19 protein-coding genes are annotated in these 17,189 nt (G+C 66.9%); 14 read left to right on the top strand and 5 right to left on the bottom strand.

All coding sequences use genetic code 11. The features are described from left to right. The first annotated feature begins 16 nt into the window (after positions 1–16). Together ACGF13_RS07790 and ACGF13_RS07785 are read left to right on the top strand one after the other, a co-directional pair. The gene (locus ACGF13_RS07790) at positions 17–1,960 is read left to right on the top strand and encodes a TIGR03960 family B12-binding radical SAM protein (RefSeq protein WP_392869977.1); all 1,944 of its coding nucleotides are present in this window, start codon (positions 17–19) and stop codon (positions 1,958–1,960) included. A 569-nt stretch (positions 1,961–2,529) separates the two neighbouring features. Beyond that, complete coding sequence (locus tag ACGF13_RS07785) at positions 2,530–3,531, top strand: pentapeptide repeat-containing protein (RefSeq protein WP_392869974.1); 1,002 nt, start codon at positions 2,530–2,532, stop codon at positions 3,529–3,531. Between the two features lie 96 nt (positions 3,532–3,627). Here the strand turns inward: ACGF13_RS07785 and ACGF13_RS07780 are convergent, their stop codons facing one another. Together ACGF13_RS07780 and ACGF13_RS07775 are read right to left on the bottom strand one after the other, a co-directional pair. After that, positions 3,628–4,341, bottom strand: coding sequence for a creatininase family protein (locus ACGF13_RS07780; protein WP_392869971.1), 714 nt, complete (start codon positions 4,339–4,341; stop codon positions 3,628–3,630). Between the two features lie 25 nt (positions 4,342–4,366). Further along, positions 4,367–5,545, bottom strand: a complete 1,179-nt coding sequence (locus tag ACGF13_RS07775) for a hypothetical protein (protein ID WP_392869969.1) — start codon at positions 5,543–5,545, stop codon at positions 4,367–4,369. A gap of 261 nt (positions 5,546–5,806) precedes the next feature. On the opposite strand from ACGF13_RS07775, the gene ACGF13_RS07770 reads away from it, so the two are divergent. The 7 genes from ACGF13_RS07770 (at position 5,807) to ACGF13_RS07740 (ending at position 9,856) form a co-directional block, all read left to right on the top strand. Next, positions 5,807–6,277, top strand: a complete 471-nt coding sequence (locus ACGF13_RS07770; protein WP_392869966.1) for an ATP-binding protein — start codon at positions 5,807–5,809, stop codon at positions 6,275–6,277. 145 nt (positions 6,278–6,422) lie between these two features. Beyond that, a complete protein-coding gene (locus ACGF13_RS07765) occupies positions 6,423–6,743 on the top strand; it encodes a hypothetical protein (RefSeq protein WP_392869964.1) in 321 nt (106 codons plus the stop codon). After that, positions 6,740–7,027, top strand: coding sequence for a hypothetical protein (locus ACGF13_RS07760; protein ID WP_392869961.1), 288 nt, complete (start codon positions 6,740–6,742; stop codon positions 7,025–7,027). Before ACGF13_RS07765 ends, ACGF13_RS07760 begins: the two co-directional genes overlap by 4 nt. 162 nt (positions 7,028–7,189) lie before the next feature. Then, positions 7,190–7,483, top strand: coding sequence for a hypothetical protein (locus tag ACGF13_RS07755; RefSeq protein WP_392869958.1), 294 nt, complete (start codon positions 7,190–7,192; stop codon positions 7,481–7,483). 466 nt (positions 7,484–7,949) lie between these two features. Next, a complete protein-coding gene (locus ACGF13_RS07750; RefSeq protein ID WP_392869956.1) occupies positions 7,950–8,927 on the top strand; it encodes a toll/interleukin-1 receptor domain-containing protein in 978 nt (325 codons plus the stop codon). Positions 8,928–8,964: 37 nt separating this feature from the next. Then, on the top strand, positions 8,965–9,414 hold the full coding sequence (locus ACGF13_RS07745) for a TIR domain-containing protein (RefSeq protein WP_392869954.1): 450 nt from the start codon (positions 8,965–8,967) through the stop codon (positions 9,412–9,414). Then, a complete protein-coding gene (locus ACGF13_RS07740; RefSeq protein WP_392869951.1) occupies positions 9,350–9,856 on the top strand; it encodes an HIT family protein in 507 nt (168 codons plus the stop codon). The genes ACGF13_RS07745 and ACGF13_RS07740 overlap by 65 nt, the downstream gene beginning before the upstream one ends. On the opposite strand, the gene ACGF13_RS07735 is transcribed toward ACGF13_RS07740, so the two are convergent. Then, entirely contained in the window at positions 9,809–10,240 is a 432-nt protein-coding gene (locus ACGF13_RS07735; RefSeq protein WP_392869948.1) for a hypothetical protein, read from the bottom strand. The two genes, ACGF13_RS07740 and ACGF13_RS07735, sit on opposite strands and share 48 nt — an antisense overlap. A 450-nt stretch (positions 10,241–10,690) precedes the next feature. After that, positions 10,691–11,467: a GntR family transcriptional regulator gene (locus ACGF13_RS07730; protein ID WP_392869945.1), complete on the bottom strand. Its 777-nt coding sequence runs from the start codon at positions 11,465–11,467 to the stop codon at positions 10,691–10,693. Between the two features lie 252 nt (positions 11,468–11,719). Between ACGF13_RS07730 and ACGF13_RS07725 the strand changes: the two genes are divergently transcribed. From ACGF13_RS07725 to ACGF13_RS07705, 5 genes are all read left to right on the top strand, one after another. Then, positions 11,720–12,073: a hypothetical protein gene (locus tag ACGF13_RS07725; protein WP_392869942.1), complete on the top strand. Its 354-nt coding sequence runs from the start codon at positions 11,720–11,722 to the stop codon at positions 12,071–12,073. Continuing rightward, the gene (locus ACGF13_RS07720) at positions 12,073–12,279 is read left to right on the top strand and encodes a hypothetical protein (RefSeq protein ID WP_392869939.1); all 207 of its coding nucleotides are present in this window, start codon (positions 12,073–12,075) and stop codon (positions 12,277–12,279) included. Before ACGF13_RS07725 ends, ACGF13_RS07720 begins: the two co-directional genes overlap by 1 nt. After that, the gene (locus ACGF13_RS07715) at positions 12,276–13,583 is read left to right on the top strand and encodes an FtsK/SpoIIIE domain-containing protein (protein ID WP_392869936.1); all 1,308 of its coding nucleotides are present in this window, start codon (positions 12,276–12,278) and stop codon (positions 13,581–13,583) included. The genes ACGF13_RS07720 and ACGF13_RS07715 overlap by 4 nt, the downstream gene beginning before the upstream one ends. Then, complete coding sequence (locus ACGF13_RS07710; protein ID WP_392869933.1) at positions 13,583–13,774, top strand: hypothetical protein; 192 nt, start codon at positions 13,583–13,585, stop codon at positions 13,772–13,774. Before ACGF13_RS07715 ends, ACGF13_RS07710 begins: the two co-directional genes overlap by 1 nt. Positions 13,775–13,901: 127 nt before the next feature. Then, positions 13,902–15,386: a replication initiator gene (locus ACGF13_RS07705; RefSeq protein ID WP_392869931.1), complete on the top strand. Its 1,485-nt coding sequence runs from the start codon at positions 13,902–13,904 to the stop codon at positions 15,384–15,386. Here ACGF13_RS07705 and ACGF13_RS07700 read toward each other — a convergent pair. After that, complete coding sequence (locus ACGF13_RS07700; protein ID WP_392869929.1) at positions 15,355–16,968, bottom strand: recombinase family protein; 1,614 nt, start codon at positions 16,966–16,968, stop codon at positions 15,355–15,357. The two genes, ACGF13_RS07705 and ACGF13_RS07700, sit on opposite strands and share 32 nt — an antisense overlap. Between the last annotated feature and the right edge of the window lie 221 nt (positions 16,969–17,189).

Here is a 17,189-nt window from a genome sequence, read left to right as displayed (position 1 = left end):
TAAGGGTTCCTAGTACATGACTGTCGAATCGGTCTTCCCACGCCTGGAGGCCCTCCTCCCGCACGTCCAGAAGCCGATCCAGTACGTCGGCGGCGAGCTCAACTCGACCGTCAAGGACTGGGACGCCTGCGACGTCCGTTGGGCGCTGATGTACCCCGACGCCTACGAGGTCGGCCTGCCCAACCAGGGCGTCATGATCCTCTACGAGGTGCTGAACGAGCGCGAGGGCGTGCTCGCCGAGCGCACCTACAGCGTCTGGCCCGACCTCGAGGCACTGATGCGCGAGCACGGCGTCCCGCAGTTCACCGTCGACGCCCACCGCCCGGTGAAGGCCTTCGACGTGTTCGGCCTGTCGTTCTCCACCGAGCTCGGCTACACCAACATGCTGACCGCGCTCGACCTGGCCGGCATCCCGCTGGAGGCCAAGGACCGCACCGACGAGGACCCGATCGTCCTGGCCGGCGGCCACGCGGCCTTCAACCCGGAGCCGATCGCGGACTTCATCGACTGCGCCGTGGTCGGCGACGGCGAGCAGGCCGTCCTCGACATCACGGAGATCACCCGCGCCTGGAAGACCGAGGGCCGGCCGGGCGGCCGGGACGAGCTGCTGCTGCGCCTGGCCCGTACCGGCGGGGTGTACGTCCCGAAGTTCTACGACGTGGAGTACCTGGCCGACGGCCGGATCGGCCGCGTCGTGCCGAACGCCCCGGGCGTGCCGTGGCGGGTGTCCAAGCACACCGTGATGGACCTCGACGAGTGGCCGTACCCGAAGCAGCCGCTCGTCCCGCTCGCGGAGACGGTGCACGAGCGGATGTCCGTGGAGATCTTCCGCGGCTGCACCCGCGGCTGCCGCTTCTGCCAGGCCGGCATGATCACGCGCCCCGTGCGGGAGCGAAGCATCACCGGCATCGGCGAGATGGTGGAGCGCGGGCTGAAGGCGACCGGCTTCGAGGAGGTCGGCCTGCTGTCGCTGTCCAGCGCCGACCACACCGAGATCGGCGACATCGCCAAGGGCCTCGCGGACCGGTACACCGAGGACAAGATCGGCCTGTCGCTGCCGTCCACCCGCGTCGACGCCTTCAACATCGACCTCGCCAACGAGCTGTCCCGCAACGGGCGCCGCTCGGGCCTCACCTTCGCCCCCGAGGGCGGCAGCGAGCGCATGCGCAAGGTGATCAACAAGATGGTGTCGGAGGAGGACCTGATCCGCACCGTCGCCACCGCGTACGGCAACGGCTGGCGCCAGGTGAAGCTGTACTTCATGTGCGGCCTGCCCACCGAGACCGACGAGGACGTGCTCCAGATCGGCGAGATGGCGAAGAACGTCATCCAGAAGGGCCGCGAGGTCACCGGCCAGAACGACATCCGCTGCACCGTCTCCATCGGCGGGTTCGTGCCCAAGCCGCACACCCCGTTCCAGTGGGCCCCGCAGCTGTCCGCCGAGGACACCGACGCCCGCCTGGCCAAGCTGCGCGACTCGATCCGCGGCGACCGCAAGTACGGCAAGAACATCGGCTACCGCTACCACGACGGCAAGCCCGGCATCGTCGAGGGCCTGCTCTCCCGCGGCGACCGCCGGGTCGGCGCGATCATCCGCGAGGTCTACGAGGACGGCGGCCGCTTCGACGGCTGGCGCGAGTACTTCTCGTACGACCGCTGGATGGCCTGCGCGGACAAGGGCCTGTCCGGTACCGGCGTCGACGTCGACTGGTACACCACCCGCGAGCGCAGCTACGAGGAGGTGCTGCCCTGGGACCACCTGGACAGCGGCCTCGACAAGGACTGGCTCTGGGAGGACTGGCAGGACGCCCTGGAGGAGGTCGAGGTCGACGACTGCCGCTGGACCCCGTGCTTCGACTGCGGCGTGTGCCCCCAGATGGACACGACCATACAAATCGGCCCGACGGGCAAGAAGCTGCTCCCGCTGACGGTCGTCAACGCTGCTGACCAGCAGAAGTAGGCGGCGGCGTGGGGGACACGGCGAGCGAGCTGTGTGACTTACTTCACAGCCTCTCGGAGGGTGAGCGGGAGCTCGTCCTGGGCGCGCTCGGCATGACGCGCGCCCCGGGCGGGCCCGGCCCTGCCGTCCGGGAGGCCCGGCAAGGCGGCCGGAGGACCCCTCTGCCCGCCGCCCGGAGTGGCCCGGACATCGAGTCCTCGATCGAGTGGGTCTGAGGCCTTGAGGCCACGCGTAGAGCCCTCCCCGAATCTCTCGGGGAGGGCGCTGCGGGTGTCGGAGGCGGCCATGTGGGATCTCATGGCCCGCTGCACACGCTGATGCCCTGACCCGGGATGTCTTACAGCTGCAAGTCCGCCTCGACCCTGCCCAGCCTCAGGCGCTGCTGTACTTCCTCAACCATCAGCACCAGTCCGTTGTCGCAGGCCTGCTGGTCTCAACGCCCCGCTGGACCTACGTCCCCGGATGCGAAGGGCATTGTGGCGTTGGCCGTCTTCCCGTTCGGCGCCACGACCGACGCAGCCGGGCGCGCCGACCCAGGTCCCGAACCGCGTCGATCTACCGTGGAAGCCATGACGACGTCGCTCAGTGCGGTGGATGCCATCCGTCTGGCTCTCGCCGCTAGCCCGCGTCCTCAGTTCCTCGGCCAGGGGTCGGCGTCGAGCAGTCCCTGGTGGGTGTCCCTGGTTAGCGGTCTGGGGGGCGCGCTGATCGGTGGTGGGATCGCGGGGCTGACGGCGTGGGTTTCAGGGAGGCGTCAGCTGCAACACGAGCGGGCCCGGCTGCTCAACGAGCGGTTCGCCACCGCCTCCGAACTCCTCGGACATACGGAGGCCGCAAACAGGTTGGCTGGCGTCCACGCGATGGCTGGGCTGGCCGATGATTGGGCCGAGCGCCGACAGACCTGCATCGACGTGCTCTGCGCCTACCTGCGCATGCCCTATCCGGCTGAGCCGCCCGAGACGAAGTCGACCGAGCGGATGGCGTGGCAGGCCAACCGCGAAGTCCGCCACACGGTGATCCGCGTCATCCGCGACCACCTAAAGGAAGAGGTCGGCGAGTCAGCAACCTCCTGGGAGGGGCACGACTTCGACTTCACCGGCACTGTCTTCGACGGCGGCACCTTCCACAGCGCACGCTTCACCGGCGGCACGGTGAGCTTCTTCGATGCCACATTCTCTGACAGCGTGAACTTCGACCACACCGAGTTCTCCGGCGCAATCGTGGACTTCGCCAGCGCCAAGTTCTCCCGCGGCACTGTGAACTTCGCTGGCGCCAAGTTCTCCGGCGGTACGGTGTGGTTCACCGGCACTGAGTTCTCCGGTGGCATCGTGAGATTCGTCAACAGCGAGTTCTCCAGCAGCGAGGTGAACTTCACCGGCGCCAGGTTCTCCCGCGGCGCGGTGTGGTTCTCCGGCGCCAAGTTCTCCGGCGGCATGGTGGACTTGCAAAGCCCTGCGGTATGGACAGCGCCCCCGGTGTTCGACGACGCCGTACAGGTGGCCCCACCAACATGCCTCCTACTGCCGTCCGGGACAGAGCCGCCCCAACCGGGTGTACCTGCTGCCGGTTGACAGCCCCCTTCCGAACTCGGCTGGACCCTAGCGCGGACTGAGACCTACAGCCGTCTTCGGTGGACTCTCCCACCTTCGGGTGGTGGTCAGCAGCCGTCAGTTACCCCCGATGAGTGACAGGTGTTCGGCGGCCGACTTGGACAGGCTCTCCAGGATGGCCCTGCCCTTCTCGGCTGTTCCGAGCGACGGTCGGCCGATGATGCCGTTCTGGGTGTAGCCAGCCATGCCGAGGGTGAGTAGGTGGGGGCGCTCCGGGGCGTCGTGGTCGTCGTGCTCGACTCCGTCCCGGACGAGGTGGGGAGCGCCGTGGAGGAGCAGGGAGACCTCCAGCTCGCCGCCGTGCATGTCCTCGCCGCCGCTGCTCTCCAGGGCGGCGGCTTCGCGGGCCCGGTGCCAGTCCTCACGGACGGGGAAGAGGGCGACCCGCGGGCCGGTGATGTTGACCTCCTGGACCACGTTCGAGAGGACGTAGTTCCCGCCGTGTCCGTTCACGATCAGCAGACCGGGGACGCCGGAGGCCTGGAGAGACTTCCAGATGTCGTTGATCACGGCGTAGAGCGTGGCGGCGCTGATGCTGACAGTGCCTGCCATGTGGGCGTGCTCGTGCGAGCAGGACAGCGTGATGGGTGGCAGGAGGAACAGGTCGTAGTCGGTGGCGATCCGCTGGGCGATCAGGCTGGCGACGACGGTGTCGGTGGTCAGGGGCAGGTGATCGCCGTGTTGCTCGAAGCTGCCGACCGGCAGCACGGCGATCTTGGCGCCGCGCCGGCGTTCGTCTGCGGAGGTGGCGGCCGTGATCAGTGCGTCCATGGGCCCAGCCTCTCCCATCGGGTCGTCAGCGGTCGAGAGGGCTTCCGCTGCTCATCAGTGCCAAGCGGTGGGTGAACGTGGCCACTTGGGGTACGGAACTCCACCGCTGGAGGGCCGTGCCCGCGGCGGACAGTTCGGACATTGCGCGCGCCGACTCGGTGTCGACGGCGATGGACAGTGCGCGGTCCGCTGCGGCGGCGGCCTGCTCGGGTTCACCGGACACCGCGTAGGCCCGCGCCAACCGGGAGAGGTAGACGCCCTGGTCGTTGCGGTAGACCGGCGGCAGCACCCGGAGCTCCGCCTCGAACATGCCCACGGCCGTGTGCGGGTCGCCGAGTTCGATCAGACAGTTCGCGCGCTGCATCTCGATGTAGGTCGGTGTGCAGTAGGCGAGATCAAGAGCGTCGTCGGCGTGCGAGTCGTCCGGCGCGGCCGCGATCTCGTGAGCCTCGTCGAACTTCGCCTGTGCAAAGCGAGGGTTGCCCATCATCGCGTGGCCCTGCGCCTCCTGCTGCGCCGCCAGTGCCCGGATCCGGTGAGTGGCCCCGACCGACCGTTGGGCCGCGCGGGCAAGGCTGACGGCTTTCGGGGCGTTCCGCTGGGCGGTGGCCTGGTTGCTCTTCCGGAAGAGCACGTAGGCGGCCATCACGTCGTCGCCGGCCTCCTGGGCCCACTCCATGGCGCGGTCCGACCAGAACAGGGCCCGGTCGAAGTTCCCGAGATCCTGGTTCAGCCAGCCCAGGAACTCCGCGGTGCGCGCGCCGATCGTGAGCAGTTCGTCGCGGGCGCGGCCCTCGGCGATCTGTTGGAGGCGGTCGAGTAGCCGGACGTGCCTCGTCACCGGGTCGAGTGCGTGGCGGGAGCCGAGCAGGTTCGCGGCTTTGTAGTGGCCGGGCATCGCACCGCGCAGATGGCTGACGAAGAGCTCGGGGTCGATCGGTGCGTTGTGGTCCGTCCCTCCGGCGGACGGCTCCGGCTGGCGGTGACGGGGCTGCCGGACCGGCGCCTCCAGCTCCCAGGAACGAGAAGCCAGACCGAGCATGCGGCCCGGGATGTGAAGGCCGTCGGCGATCCGCTCGATGAGATCGATCTTCTCGATCCTGCGCTTCCCGGACATGACCTCACCGACCCGGCTCGGTGTCATGTCACAGGCGCGGGCGATGAGCGACGGGTAGATCCCCGCCGTCTTGAGCAGCCGGAACACGGCGGCGAAGTCTCGCGTTCGACACGCAGCGATCATCTCCGGGGTGGACAGCAGGCCCGCTGGGAGCCGGTCCGGTACGCGAGCCTCGGTCACCACTGCCCCCGCTGTCGATCAGCAGCTGCTGCAAGCAAGTTGATTGACTGTGAGTTTACCCACATTGGGTAACCAGCTTGGGTACGAAGTCCGCACTTCCTCCCGGCAGCCTGGAGTAAAGGGCCGGAACGTCCGGGTTTCGGGCCGCCAATTGGGCATCGGGAGGCGGTGCACGTGACCAGCTCGGGAGAACCCCCCGACGGCTCCGAACCCTACAAGCCGGCCCCCGGGATACCCGCGTTCGAGGTGAGGCTCACGCGGCACAGGCGGTCCGCCACGGTGGCCAGGAACCACCTGCGTGACTTCCTTCGGAACGTCCCGGGCGGCCCGGCCCTCATGGACGACGCCCAGCTGGTGCTCGGCGAACTGGTGGCCAACGCGGTGACGCACGCGCGTGTTTCGCCTGGGCGTGAGATCGCCGTCCGGTTCGAGGTGGTGTGCGACCACCTGCGGATCGAGGTGCACGACGCGAGCAGCGAGAAGCCCTCGATCCGGTGCGCCGCTGACCTGAGCGATGTCTCCGGGCGCGGGCTGTACCTGGTGGAGGCCGTGTCCCGGGAATGGGGCTTCGAGCCCCGGCCCGAAGGCATCGGAAAGATCGTTTGGGCCCTGGTGGGCCCGGAAGGCGGTGTGGAATGAGCAGGCGGTCGTCCGGGGCGGCGACGCGGTGCTTCTACTGCGGCGCGGGGCTGAGCAAGGCGCTGACCCGAAGCATCGTGGTGAACGGGCAGACAGTAAGTGTCCACAAGTGGCACCCGCGGCGCGCGGAGGAGGTGTCGGGGAAGTGACGCCGCTTGGAATCCCCGATGCGCCGGAGACGGTCTCCCCGTACCCCTTCCCGGTGATCCTGGAAGTTTGCGGTGTCGCGGAGCCCGAGCACTTCGGCAAGCTGCCGGAGGCGATGGCCGCGCTCCTGACCGCGGTCGGCACGCTTCCGCTCGGCCCGGACCAGCAGGCCTACTTCGCCGAGCTGTTCGGGCCGTCGGAGGTCCAGTCGATCGGGCAGCGGCTCGCGACGCACGGAGAGGTGAGAGCCCTGGCCTTCCTCGACCTGACCCCGACCGTCGTCCGCCTGTACTCCGCCGGCCCCGAGGCGTCCCAGTGATCCGGCGCCTGCGGGTTTGGTGGGACCGGGTTTCGACCTGGTGGCTGTTGGACGGCCAGTTCTCCTGGCCGGTGCGGGCGGTCTCGCCGAGCCGGCGGGCCGCACATCGTGACGCGCTGGCGTGGTACGCGGAGCCTGGGTTCACCGAAGAGCAGCGGTTGCTGCTCATGCGGCAGATCTGGTGGGAGAAGACCGGCGTTGACGACCCGCTGCTCGACTTGACCGAGGCGGAGCTGTTCCGGCGGATCTTCGGCTGCGAGGAGTCGACTCGGGACCGCACCTGACTCTGATCAGGGACAACTGAAGACGTGCCGGACCACCCCGGAACCTTGGCGGGAGAGGGGTGGTCCGGTGGGTCGGAACCCGATGCCGATGGTATCGGGCTCCTCGGCATGCCAGTGCACGGACGGCCGGTTCGGTTCTTGACCAGGGGAGTTGAAGAACAGTTGGACGGGGACGACGACTTCGGTGCGGAGTTGGCGGCGAGCCTCGACCCTGACTCGTGGGTGTGGCTGCCAGGCGTGGACTACGCGGCTGGCTGGCGGGTCGCGAGACGGACGGCGGACGAGGTGAACTCCCTGCTGGCAGCATGCGGCGTCGGCCGTTCGCAGCTGCGGGCGATCGCGGACACAGACGCTCAAGGTGGTGCTCTGGTTCGCCTGGAGGGCGTTCTGGAGGGGCGGATGAGCCTCAAGGAACTGCTCTGCCTCGCGGCCAACGTCCGCGATGACATGACATGACCGGGCCAGTGCATGCACCTCGCCTGCCCTGGCTCATCCCGCATTGAGGCCTATCGACGGGAGCGAGGCAGGAGTTTCTGGACCCCTGCTTTACAAGGCTTGGCGTGCGCCACCCGCTCTGACCTGCGCCGCTCCCAGCCTGTCCGTTCGCCAGCCGCCACCCCGCTGGCGCCCACAACTGACCGCTACATACCGCCCGATCTGGCACGGCAATGGTATGGAGCTACTGCGTACGGCACACGGCCTCTTCACCCCGAAGCAACCAGGCTTCCCAACCGACGTGCGGGGACAGGCGGAGAAGGCTGACCGATTGCCATAGGCGCATTGGGCATGGACACGTCCACTAGCCAGATGGCCACACCCACAAAGCAGACACGAGCAAGCCCATGCTGCACCATTGCAATCAACTGCTTGATCTTTCGCATTGCAGGGGTCGAACGCCCCACTCCGTCGCTAGGATCTGAGCATGACGGAGTCCAGGGAACCCCAGTATGACGTGGCCCTGTCTTTCGCCGCCGAGGACCGCGCCTACGTTCAGTCAGTCGCTCAGATCCTGAGAGACAGTCGGATCAGGATCTTCTATGACGAATATGAGCAGGTAGCCCTTTGGGGGAAGGACCTGTATACGCACCTGGATGATATCTACCGCACAAAGTCCAGATATTGCGTTCTTTTTATTTCTCGACACTACGCAAAAAAAGTCTGGACAAATCACGAGCGCCGCAGTGCTCAGGCCCGCGCAATTCGAGAGAACGTAGAGTACATCCTCCCGGCACGATTCGACGACACGGCCGTGGATGGACTCCCAGACACAATCGCATACCTTGATATTTCTGACATGTCGCCCAAGAAATTTGCCAAGCTGGTGAAGGAAAAGGTGGGGCCTCGCTACTCGGGCCCAGGATTCCCCACCAAGATTGACAGGCTCTGGTCAGCAATGGGCGCCAAGGGGGCTGGTAAATCTGAGAAAAGGCGAATTCACCGCATTGCATACTCCTTCTATAATGCCTTGAGTTATATGGCGCCAGACGAGAGGAGAGTCGTTGCCGGAATTTTCGCATTCGGATGCGATGCCGAACTTCCAAAGGGCGTTCACATCTCCCTGGATCTCATCTCCCGAATGCTCGGAATGGAAAAAGAGTCGATAGTCCAGCACTTGGCCAAAATTCGGACCCTCGACATTAAGGCGGAAGTGCGAGAAAGCCAAATAGCTATCAAGCATGGAGAGCTGGCACCGGACGACAAAGACATCATGCTTAGCTATTGGTGCAGGTCGTCTCCATGGGATGACGACTCAACCGAGATTGCGATGAGGTCGGTGCACTGCGCGGCCGACCACTTCTGCACAAACCATGGCGTAAGCGTTGTCGTTAACCTCGATTTCAGTCGATTGTCCAAGAGCGCCATCGGACTTTCAGCAAGAGACGAATCACCCACTCAGTAAGAGCTTGCTCTAAATTCGACTCTCAAAGGGGAATATCTTGGCCCGCAGGACATTCTTTAGCTTCCACTACGAGCGCGACGTGTGGCGCTCTTCAATCGTTCGAAACAGCGCCCGCCTAAAGCCGAGTATCGAGGCAGAATTCATCGACGCATCACTCTGGGAGGATGCAAAGCTGGTGGGAGATGCTGCGCTTCGCAGGCTAATGGACGACGGCCTCATGAGAACTAGCGTCACCGCAGTACTGATAGGGGCCGAAACCGCCAGCCGGCGGTGGGTGAGATACGAGATCGACAAGAGCATCGAGCGGGGGAATGGCCTGTTTGGAATTTACATCCACAACATCAAAGATCGCTTCGGAAGCACGGACCGGCTTGGACTCAACCCCCTTCCAGCCTCTTGCAAGACCTATGATTGGGTCTACAATGACGGATACAACAACCTCGGATCCTGGGTGGAATCCGCTTTCCAAGAAAGCGGGAGAATCTGACTGCCCGTTCTGCCTCATCTCGCTAGGCAGCAGCCCAGCACGGATTGTCTATGAGGATCCCGAAAATCTTTCCTTCTTTCCTCTAAGTCCCGCCGCCTTGGGCCACACGCTAGTGATCCCAAGGCGGCATTTCCGGGATCTTCTAGCAGTCGAACCCGCCGCCATGAATTCCTTGATGGATGCCGTCTTGCGTACCGCAAATGCAATTAACAAGCAACTGCACCCCGATGGCATGAATTTCATCAACTCATCTGGGGCGGCAGCCACTCAGACAGTACCGCATGTACATTTTCATATTGTTCCACGCTGGGACAATGACAGCTTTGGTGCAATCTGGCCCGAGCGCGCGGCGTTCGAGGCGAAGCGACTCGACGAATTGGCGCTGAAGATTCGATCAGTATCGAATGAACTTCCACACAGAAAAAGCGAGCGACAGAACTGACAGAACGGCGTAGAAATTCACGAGAGTATTAGAGAAGAGGACTTTGTACCAGTTGACCCTGGCCTTGTAGGGCCTGGCATCCATACTGAATGGGTCAATTGAAGAGTTCGGCTTTCGCACGTCATCATAGAGCATTCTATACATTCGCTCCTGGCGGAGAAAATAGGCATCGAGGATCCAGAAACCAATAAGTGGGACTACTCCGGCCGCCGCAAGCTTCCAACTCTTGCTGTTTGCAGAGAATCCAAGGAAAGCGCCTGCAAGGGTGAGCGTCCAGCCTTTGATGAGGAATGACCCATTGCCGAGCCTGGTCACAACCGCTTGAATAAACTCTAGGTGCTTGATCGACTGATCCGACAGGACATGCCGTGTCTCCGCAGGCATTTCCCCTCCTTGTCCTTAATTGTGCCAATGCTGATAGTAGGCCACTCTAGCTGGCGGTGGAGCGGATTTGGCCGGTGTCCTGTCTGGTCTGGGGTCGAGCATGATCGGGGGCCGTAAGCTGTTGCGACTCGGTCAGGGCTTTTGGGCCTGACCGCAATTTGGCCGAGTGGCCCCCCGGTCTTGCTTGACGCGGGTCCCGGTCCGGGGAGGTGGGTAAAACCGCGGAGCCGCCCGACCTCAGCCACGACGGGCTCTGGCCTCGGCTACCTTCTCGGCCGCACATTCGATGGGCGTGGCCTGCCGCCGCCGGCGCGGGGCGGAGACAGGAGCGGCGGCGAGCGGCAGGGCCGCGCGCTGGCGCGCTGTGCGCGCCCCTTGAGTAAGTGAAGAAGAGTTGCGACAGCCCCCGCGCCTGGTGTGGACGTGGGGGCTGGGGTGTGTTCGGGGTGGTTAGTGGGAGGTCTTGGTGCGCTTGGGCTTGTGGGCGTTGATGGCGTAGGTGAGGGCGGTGGTTTCGGCGCCGAGGCGGGTCTCTTCGAGGAGGAGGGGGAGGCCGGTGGCCTGGTCGCAGGTGGTGCGGTGGGCGACCAGGAGGACGGCGGCTTCGGAGAGTTGGAGGGCTTCGCGCTCGTCGGGCTGGGGGACTCGGGCGGTGACTCGCTCGCGCCAGGTGAGGTCGTGGCCGGCGGCGGCGAGGGTCGAGTAGGCCTCGGCCGGGATGACGGCCGGGTGTTGGGCGAGTGGAGTGGCCTCGATGCGTTCCATGGGGAGCAGGAGGCGGTGGAGGGCGCGGCCGTCGCCGGCGGGGTTGGTGAGGAGGCGGTCGCAGCCGAGCATCAGTTCGTCCTGGTCCATCTCCAGCAGCGGCGCGGTGATGGTGTCAGTGCGGGTGCGGTAGACCGTGGGCTCCTCGGCGTGGTCGAACCAGGCGTCGATGGGCGTTGAGAAGGTGCCGTCCTGGGTGGCGATGGTTCGATCCAGGCTGGCGCTGGGGCCGTGGACGGCGGCGCGGACGAAGGTGCCGCGGCCTTGCTTCACGTCCAACTGGCCCTCGCTGCGGAGGGCGGCGACGGCGAGCCTGACGGTTGGTCGGGAGACGCCGTAGGTCTCGGCGAGGTCGGTTTCGGTGGGCAGCTGGGTGCCGGGGGGCCACTCGCCGGTGGCGATCGACTGTCGCATCGCCGCTGCGACCTGCTTGTGCAGTGCCTCGTTCCGGATGATCGCCATGGTGTTGACCCCTTGGTGCGGGCGCCGGGGAGAGGCCCGCTTCGCGTGTGCCGTGTCGTTTTCGAGGGTTCGTCTGTGGTCGTTTGCCCTGGTCGGGCGGCGTCTCTATGTCTGTCGTCAGTTGCTAGCCGTTAAACGTAAGCATGAATTGCTTGCGTCGGGGCGTCAAGGAGGAGCATCATCGAGGCGCCAAAGGTAAGTACGTTTGACGACTGATGTCATGCGGCCTTGGTGTCAGAGGAGTGTGCGCTCATGCAGTCCATTCCCGTTGACGGAACCCGGCTCGGCACGATGACCTGCATCGTTGCCCCCGAGGCGCGGGTGGCGAACCGTGAGACCGGGGAGTTGAGGAAGGACCGGGACGGCCAGACCGTCTACACGGTCGGTGTCGCGGTCCGGCAGGACGGTCGGCGGGCCTCGATCATCGAGATCAGCGTGTCCGGCGAACCGGTCGGTGTGGTGGAGGGCGTGCGGGTGCACGTCACCGGCTTGACCGCCTTCTCGTGGGCGATGGGGGACCGACACGGCCTGTCCTTCCGGGCCGACGCCATCACGCCCGTTCCGGTCGCTGCTCCGGCGGCCTCGCGCAAGGGCGGCGACGCCTGATGAGCAGCGCGACGCGCGTGAGGCTGCGCGGCCTGCTGAGGGAGCTTGGGGACCTGGCGGAAGAGGTCGACCCGTTCGGTCGGGACGACGAGGGGGCCCAGCTCTTCGACCACATCGCCGCCGTCGCCACCAAGGCCGCGGGTCAGGCCCGTGACCTGGAGGTCGAGGCGCACAACGCGGTGCTGGAGAACGGGGGACGGCCGTGATCGTCCTTCAGTTGCTCTGGGTCGCGTTGCTGGCGACGGTGCTCATCGGGCTCAGCATCGCCCCGTCGTTGCGGCGCAACTACCCCTATCTCTGGTGGTGCGTGCTTGGCTACCCGGTGAGTGCCGTGCGGGTGCGGGTGACGTGGCGGCGGCTGACCACGAACCTCGGCCTCGCCGTGGCGAAGCGTCCCGGGCGTGCGCTGATCGGGGACACGGTCGTCCGCGGTGATCCGCTGCGGCCGGCCCCGCCCCGCCTGGGCGTACCGAAGCTGCGGCACGGCGGCCTGGACGTGGTGGTGCGGCTTCACCCCGGACAGGTGCCCGAACACTTCACCGTCGTCGTGGAAGCCTTCGCGCACGCGTGGCGGGTTCACTCGGTCCGGTTGCTGTCCGAAGAACGCGGATTCGTCACCCTGTCCACTCTGGCCTGGGACCCGCTTCGTGCGCCGGTGCTGCCGTACCGGCTGAAGGAACGGCTGCTGCGGGCGGTGGTCGGCCTGCTGGAGGACGGCCGGGCCTGGGTGATCGACCTACGACGGGTGCCGCACTGGCTGATCGTCGGCGCGACCCGCTCGGGGAAGTCCACTCTCATCGCCGCGCTGGTGAAGGAACTCGCCCCGCAACGGGTCGCTCTGTTCGGCATCGACCTCAAGGGCGGCATGGAGCTGTCCCTGTTCGAGGACCGGCTGTCGGCGCTGGCGGCCACCCGGGCCGAAGCCGCGCACCTGCTCACGGAGTTGGTCGCGGAGGCCGAAGCGCGGATGCAGCTGTGCCGCTCGGTCGGGGCCCGGTCGATCTGGGACCTCCCGGCGAAGCTCCGCAAGATGCCCGTCGTGCTCATCGTGGACGAGGTCGCGGAGCTGTACCTGGCAGCGACCAGAGAGGACAAGGCGGAGGTGGGGGAGATCTCCACCAACCTGCTCAGGCTTGCCCAGCTCGGCGCGGCCCTGGGCGTCCACCTGGTGATCGCGGGGCAACGGGTCGGCTCGGACCTCGGGCCTGGGGTGACCGCCCTGCGAGCGCAGTTGGCCGGTCGGGTCTGCCATCGGGTGAACGATGCCGGGACGGCGGAGATGGCGCTCGGCGACCTCGACAAGGACGCGTTGGTCGCAGCTCAGCAGATCACTGTTGCCGAGCAGGGCGTCGCCATCGCGGCGGACGCCGACGGCCGATGGGCTCGGGCCCGGTCCGTCCACGTCACCCCTGAACAGGCGCGTCGCGCTGCCAGGAAGTACGCCCGGTTGGCGCCGGCCTGGCCCGGCCTCCACGTGCCGGACGAGTCGAGCGAGGGGGTCCACCTCTGATGGGCGCCGCCCTCATCCTGACCGCCGTCCTGGCCCTCGTCACCTTCCTCCTGGTCCGCTCCGGCGAACTCAAGGTCTGGCACGTCGTCCTGACCGGAGTCCTCGGTGTCTACCTCGACCGCATCGGGTGGGCCGACCCCGTCGTCTACGCCGTGACCTGGATTGTCCAAGGACTCACCCACACCACCTGAGAGGCGTGATCACCGTGCCAACCCGACCAACCACCCGGCCCGCCCGCCCCAACGCCACCCCCGGCCGCGCCACCGCCTGCCTGGCCCGGCCGGGGTCCGGCGAACCCTGGCCCTGGAGACACCCACCATGACCGCCGACACCAACCCGTACACCGACCTCACCGCACGCCGCGCCTTCCTCGACAGGGAGGCGCGGCTGCGCCAACTGCCGCCGGTGGAGCGTGACTTCGTCCGCATCGGCGAGCTGCCGGACCTGAACCGTTGGCTGGAGCAGATCCGTGCCACCGGTGGCTGTGCCGAACCGGTGTACCTCTCCGGGCACACCACAACCCTCGACGCGAAGACCGGTGAAGTGCTCCGGTACTTCGCGACCGCCACCGAACCCGGCGGCCGGCTCGCTGTCCGCTGCCGCAACCGCAGGGCCTCCCGCTGCGCGCCCTGCTCCCGTGAGCACAGCGGCGACACCTTCCACCTGGTCCGCTCCGGCCTCATCGGCGGCAAAGGCGTCCCGGAGACGGTGCGGACGCACCCGCGGTTGTTCGTCACCCTGACCGCCCCCTCCTTCGGCCCGATCCACCGAGCGGGTGCCTGCCACCCCGCCCGGCGCCGGCGCTGCGAACACGGCGGTCGGCACGGCTGCGGCCGAACCCACCTGGACGCTGACCCGCTCGTCGGGCAGCCGCTCTGCGCGGACTGTTACGACTACCCCGGCCACATCCTCTGGAACGCCATGGCCCCGGCGTTGTGGAAGGCCTTCCGCGACAACCTCCACCACCACCTCGCCGCCCGGGCGGGCGTCGGCCGGTCAGAGATCCGCACCCTGGTCCGGGTCTCCGCGGCCAAGGTCGCCGAGTACCAGAAGCGTGGCGCCGTCCACTTCCATGCCGTCGTCAGACTCGACGGTCCCGATGGCCCTACTGCCCCGCCTCCGGCCTGGGCGACGGGGGAGCTTCTCCTGGAGGCCGTCCGCTCGGCGGCTGCCGCCGTGGCGCTCCCGTGCCCAGACTCGGCGGCCTACTGCGGCGGACGGCTCGGCTTCGGCACTCAGCTGGACGCGCACCGGCTCACCAACGGGGACGGTGGACGCATCGCGGACGATGCCGTAGCCGCCTACGTGGCCAAGTACACGAGCAAGAGCGTGGAAGCTGCGGGCGCTGTCGACCGCCGCATCGATTCCCTGGCGGAGATACAGGCACTGCGGGTCAGCCCGCACGTTCGCGCGCTCATCGCCACCGCCTGGCGCCTCGGCGGCCTGCCCGAACTGCAACACCTGCGCCTTCGCGCCTGGGCCCACATGCTCGGCTTCCGGGGGCACTGCCTCACCAAGACGCGGGCCTACTCCACTACATACGGAGAGCTCAGGGCCGCTCGTGCGGAACACGCCCAGGGCCTGTACGGCGGCTGGGACAGCGAGACGGTGGTCGAAGGTGCCTGGCGCTTCGTCGGGGCCGGTCACTCCCCGGCCGAAGTGCTGATCGCGGCCGGCATCGCCGAAGACCTCGCCACCAACAGGGAAGTCGCCCGTGAAGAGGCGAAGGTGGCGGGTCGAGACCGGGGGCTTCCGCATGGTCGGCCGCTCGTCAGAGCTTGCTCGCGAAGTCGTCCTCCTTGACGATCAGCCGGTCGCGGTAGTCCTTGGGGATCATGAGCCGCAGCTTGATCGCGGGAGCCCGCTGACCCTTGACCTTGGTTCGGGTGACTTCACAGCGGATGCCCACCCGCAGCAGGTCCGCGGCCATGGCCTCGGTGCCGCCGTCCTCCCACTGCTGTCGGAACGTCTTCCCGTTGGCCACGTTCACCCACCGGTCTTCGGTGGTCTCGGGATCGATCTCCCCGAGTTCGGTGATCAGCCTGTCCAGCGTCTCCTCCGCCTGCTCGCGCGTGAACCGGGTCTTGGCGTACCGGCCGCCGGGCTCCAGCTCCTTCATGTAGTAGGCGATGGACTCCTCAAGCTGCGCCACCTGGGCGCGTGCCTCCGCACCCCGGGCGTACTCGCGCACCTGTACGGGCTCGTCGCCGAGGACCGACAGCACGTCGAGGACGAGCTTGGCGTTGATCACCTCGGGGTTGGGAGCGCCCAGGCCTCCGCCCTTGCAGCCCTGGCACCGCAGGTACTCGTACATCCGATCCTTGACGCGGTTCCGCTGCTCCAGCATGTTCGTCCCGCAGTCGACACAGAAGAAGACCCCGAGGAACTTCGTGGCACCACCGGGCCGGCGTTGGGGCTGGTTCTTGCTGCGCTTGTCGAGATCCGCCTGGAGCTCGTTGAACTCCTCGTCGGCGAAGACGGCCTCCGCGACCCTGATGGGCTTCCCGGCCTTGTCCAGGACGAGCTTGGACCGGCGAGCGCCGCCCTTCTTCTCCTCTTCCACCCGGTAGCCCATCAAGGCGGGATTGCGGAGCTGACGCAGGAGGGTCGTGGCTGTGAGGCCGTCGCTGACGAGGCCCGCGCGCTTCAGCAGCTTGACCATGCGGGTGGCGGAGACGCCCCGACGGGCCATGCGTCGGCACCAGTGCAGGGCCTTGTGCGCGTCGGCCTCGATGACGAGGACGACACTCCCGTTCTCGTCCTCGGCGGTGGTGTACCCGAAGGCCGGCTTGCCGACCAGCCAGGCGGACTGGGTCTTCGCGTAGTCCCAGAGGCTCGCGACGCGCGTGCTCGTGTTGGTGGCCTCGATCTCCGCGATGCCGCCGATCAGCGTCACCAGGATCTTGCCGACGACCGTGGTCAGGTCGATCGAGTCGTGCTTGGAGACCAGGTTCTTCCCGTACTTCAACGCCCAGTCGATCATCGTGTTCAGGTCGGACAGCCGGCGGATGAACCGGTCGAGCTTCCAGAACAGCAGCACGTCGAACTCCGGCGCCCGGTTGTTCAGCCAGTCGCCCAGCTGCTTCCGCTTCCACGGGGGCACCTTCGTGGCGGACACGTTCAGGTCGCTGGCGACGCCGACCACGCGGCACCCCCGGTTCAGGGCCTCGCGGCGGAGGTCGAGCTCCTGGCGGACGGGGGAGGTGGTGTCCTCCGTCAGTACGGACAGCCGGACCGAGAGCAGCGCCCGGGGCGCGTCCGTCGGAAGGGCGGCCTCGACTCTCTTCAGCTCCTCCAGCAGTGCCAGATCCGCGGCGGTCCATTCGGCCTCGACCGTGTACGTCCTCTGCTGCGTGGCACGTGCCGTACGGGTGCGCTTCGCCATGCCGGTGACCCCTCGACGGTTGTGGAGTGGCCTCCATTTAGCCCCAGATGGACACCCAGATCCAGATCGGCCCGACCGGCAAGAAGCTGCTGCCGTTGACGGTCGTCGGCGGCGCCGACCAGCAGAAGTAGCCCGTCGCCCGGAGCGACGGGTGGAGCCCTCCCCGGGTTTTTCGGGGAGGGCTCCACTGGTTCTGCGGGTGGGGTGGTGCCGGCCGGAGG

This window comes from Kitasatospora sp. NPDC048286 (assembly GCF_043201735.1).
In the GTDB taxonomy this organism is placed as follows: domain Bacteria; phylum Actinomycetota; class Actinomycetes; order Streptomycetales; family Streptomycetaceae; genus Kitasatospora.
The sequence above is the reverse complement of the archived record's forward strand: the minus strand, read 5'-3'. Positions and strand labels throughout refer to the sequence as shown.

Coding starts and splice junctions, on each gene's coding strand:
- ACGF13_RS07790 (WP_392869977.1), top strand. CDS start 17: ATGACTGTCGAATCGGTCTTCCCACGCCTGGAGGCCCTCCTCCCGCAC.
- ACGF13_RS07785 (WP_392869974.1), top strand. CDS start 2,530: ATGACGACGTCGCTCAGTGCGGTGGATGCCATCCGTCTGGCTCTCGCC.
- ACGF13_RS07780 (WP_392869971.1), bottom strand. CDS start 4,341: ATGGACGCACTGATCACGGCCGCCACCTCCGCAGACGAACGCCGGCGC.
- ACGF13_RS07750 (WP_392869956.1), top strand. CDS start 7,950: ATGACGGAGTCCAGGGAACCCCAGTATGACGTGGCCCTGTCTTTCGCC.
- ACGF13_RS07740 (WP_392869951.1), top strand. CDS start 9,350: ATGACGGATACAACAACCTCGGATCCTGGGTGGAATCCGCTTTCCAAG.
- ACGF13_RS07735 (WP_392869948.1), bottom strand. CDS start 10,240: ATGCCTGCGGAGACACGGCATGTCCTGTCGGATCAGTCGATCAAGCAC.
- ACGF13_RS07730 (WP_392869945.1), bottom strand. CDS start 11,467: ATGGCGATCATCCGGAACGAGGCACTGCACAAGCAGGTCGCAGCGGCG.
- ACGF13_RS07725 (WP_392869942.1), top strand. CDS start 11,720: ATGCAGTCCATTCCCGTTGACGGAACCCGGCTCGGCACGATGACCTGC.
- ACGF13_RS07720 (WP_392869939.1), top strand. CDS start 12,073: ATGAGCAGCGCGACGCGCGTGAGGCTGCGCGGCCTGCTGAGGGAGCTT.
- ACGF13_RS07710 (WP_392869933.1), top strand. CDS start 13,583: ATGGGCGCCGCCCTCATCCTGACCGCCGTCCTGGCCCTCGTCACCTTC.
- ACGF13_RS07705 (WP_392869931.1), top strand. CDS start 13,902: ATGACCGCCGACACCAACCCGTACACCGACCTCACCGCACGCCGCGCC.
- ACGF13_RS07700 (WP_392869929.1), bottom strand. CDS start 16,968: ATGGCGAAGCGCACCCGTACGGCACGTGCCACGCAGCAGAGGACGTAC.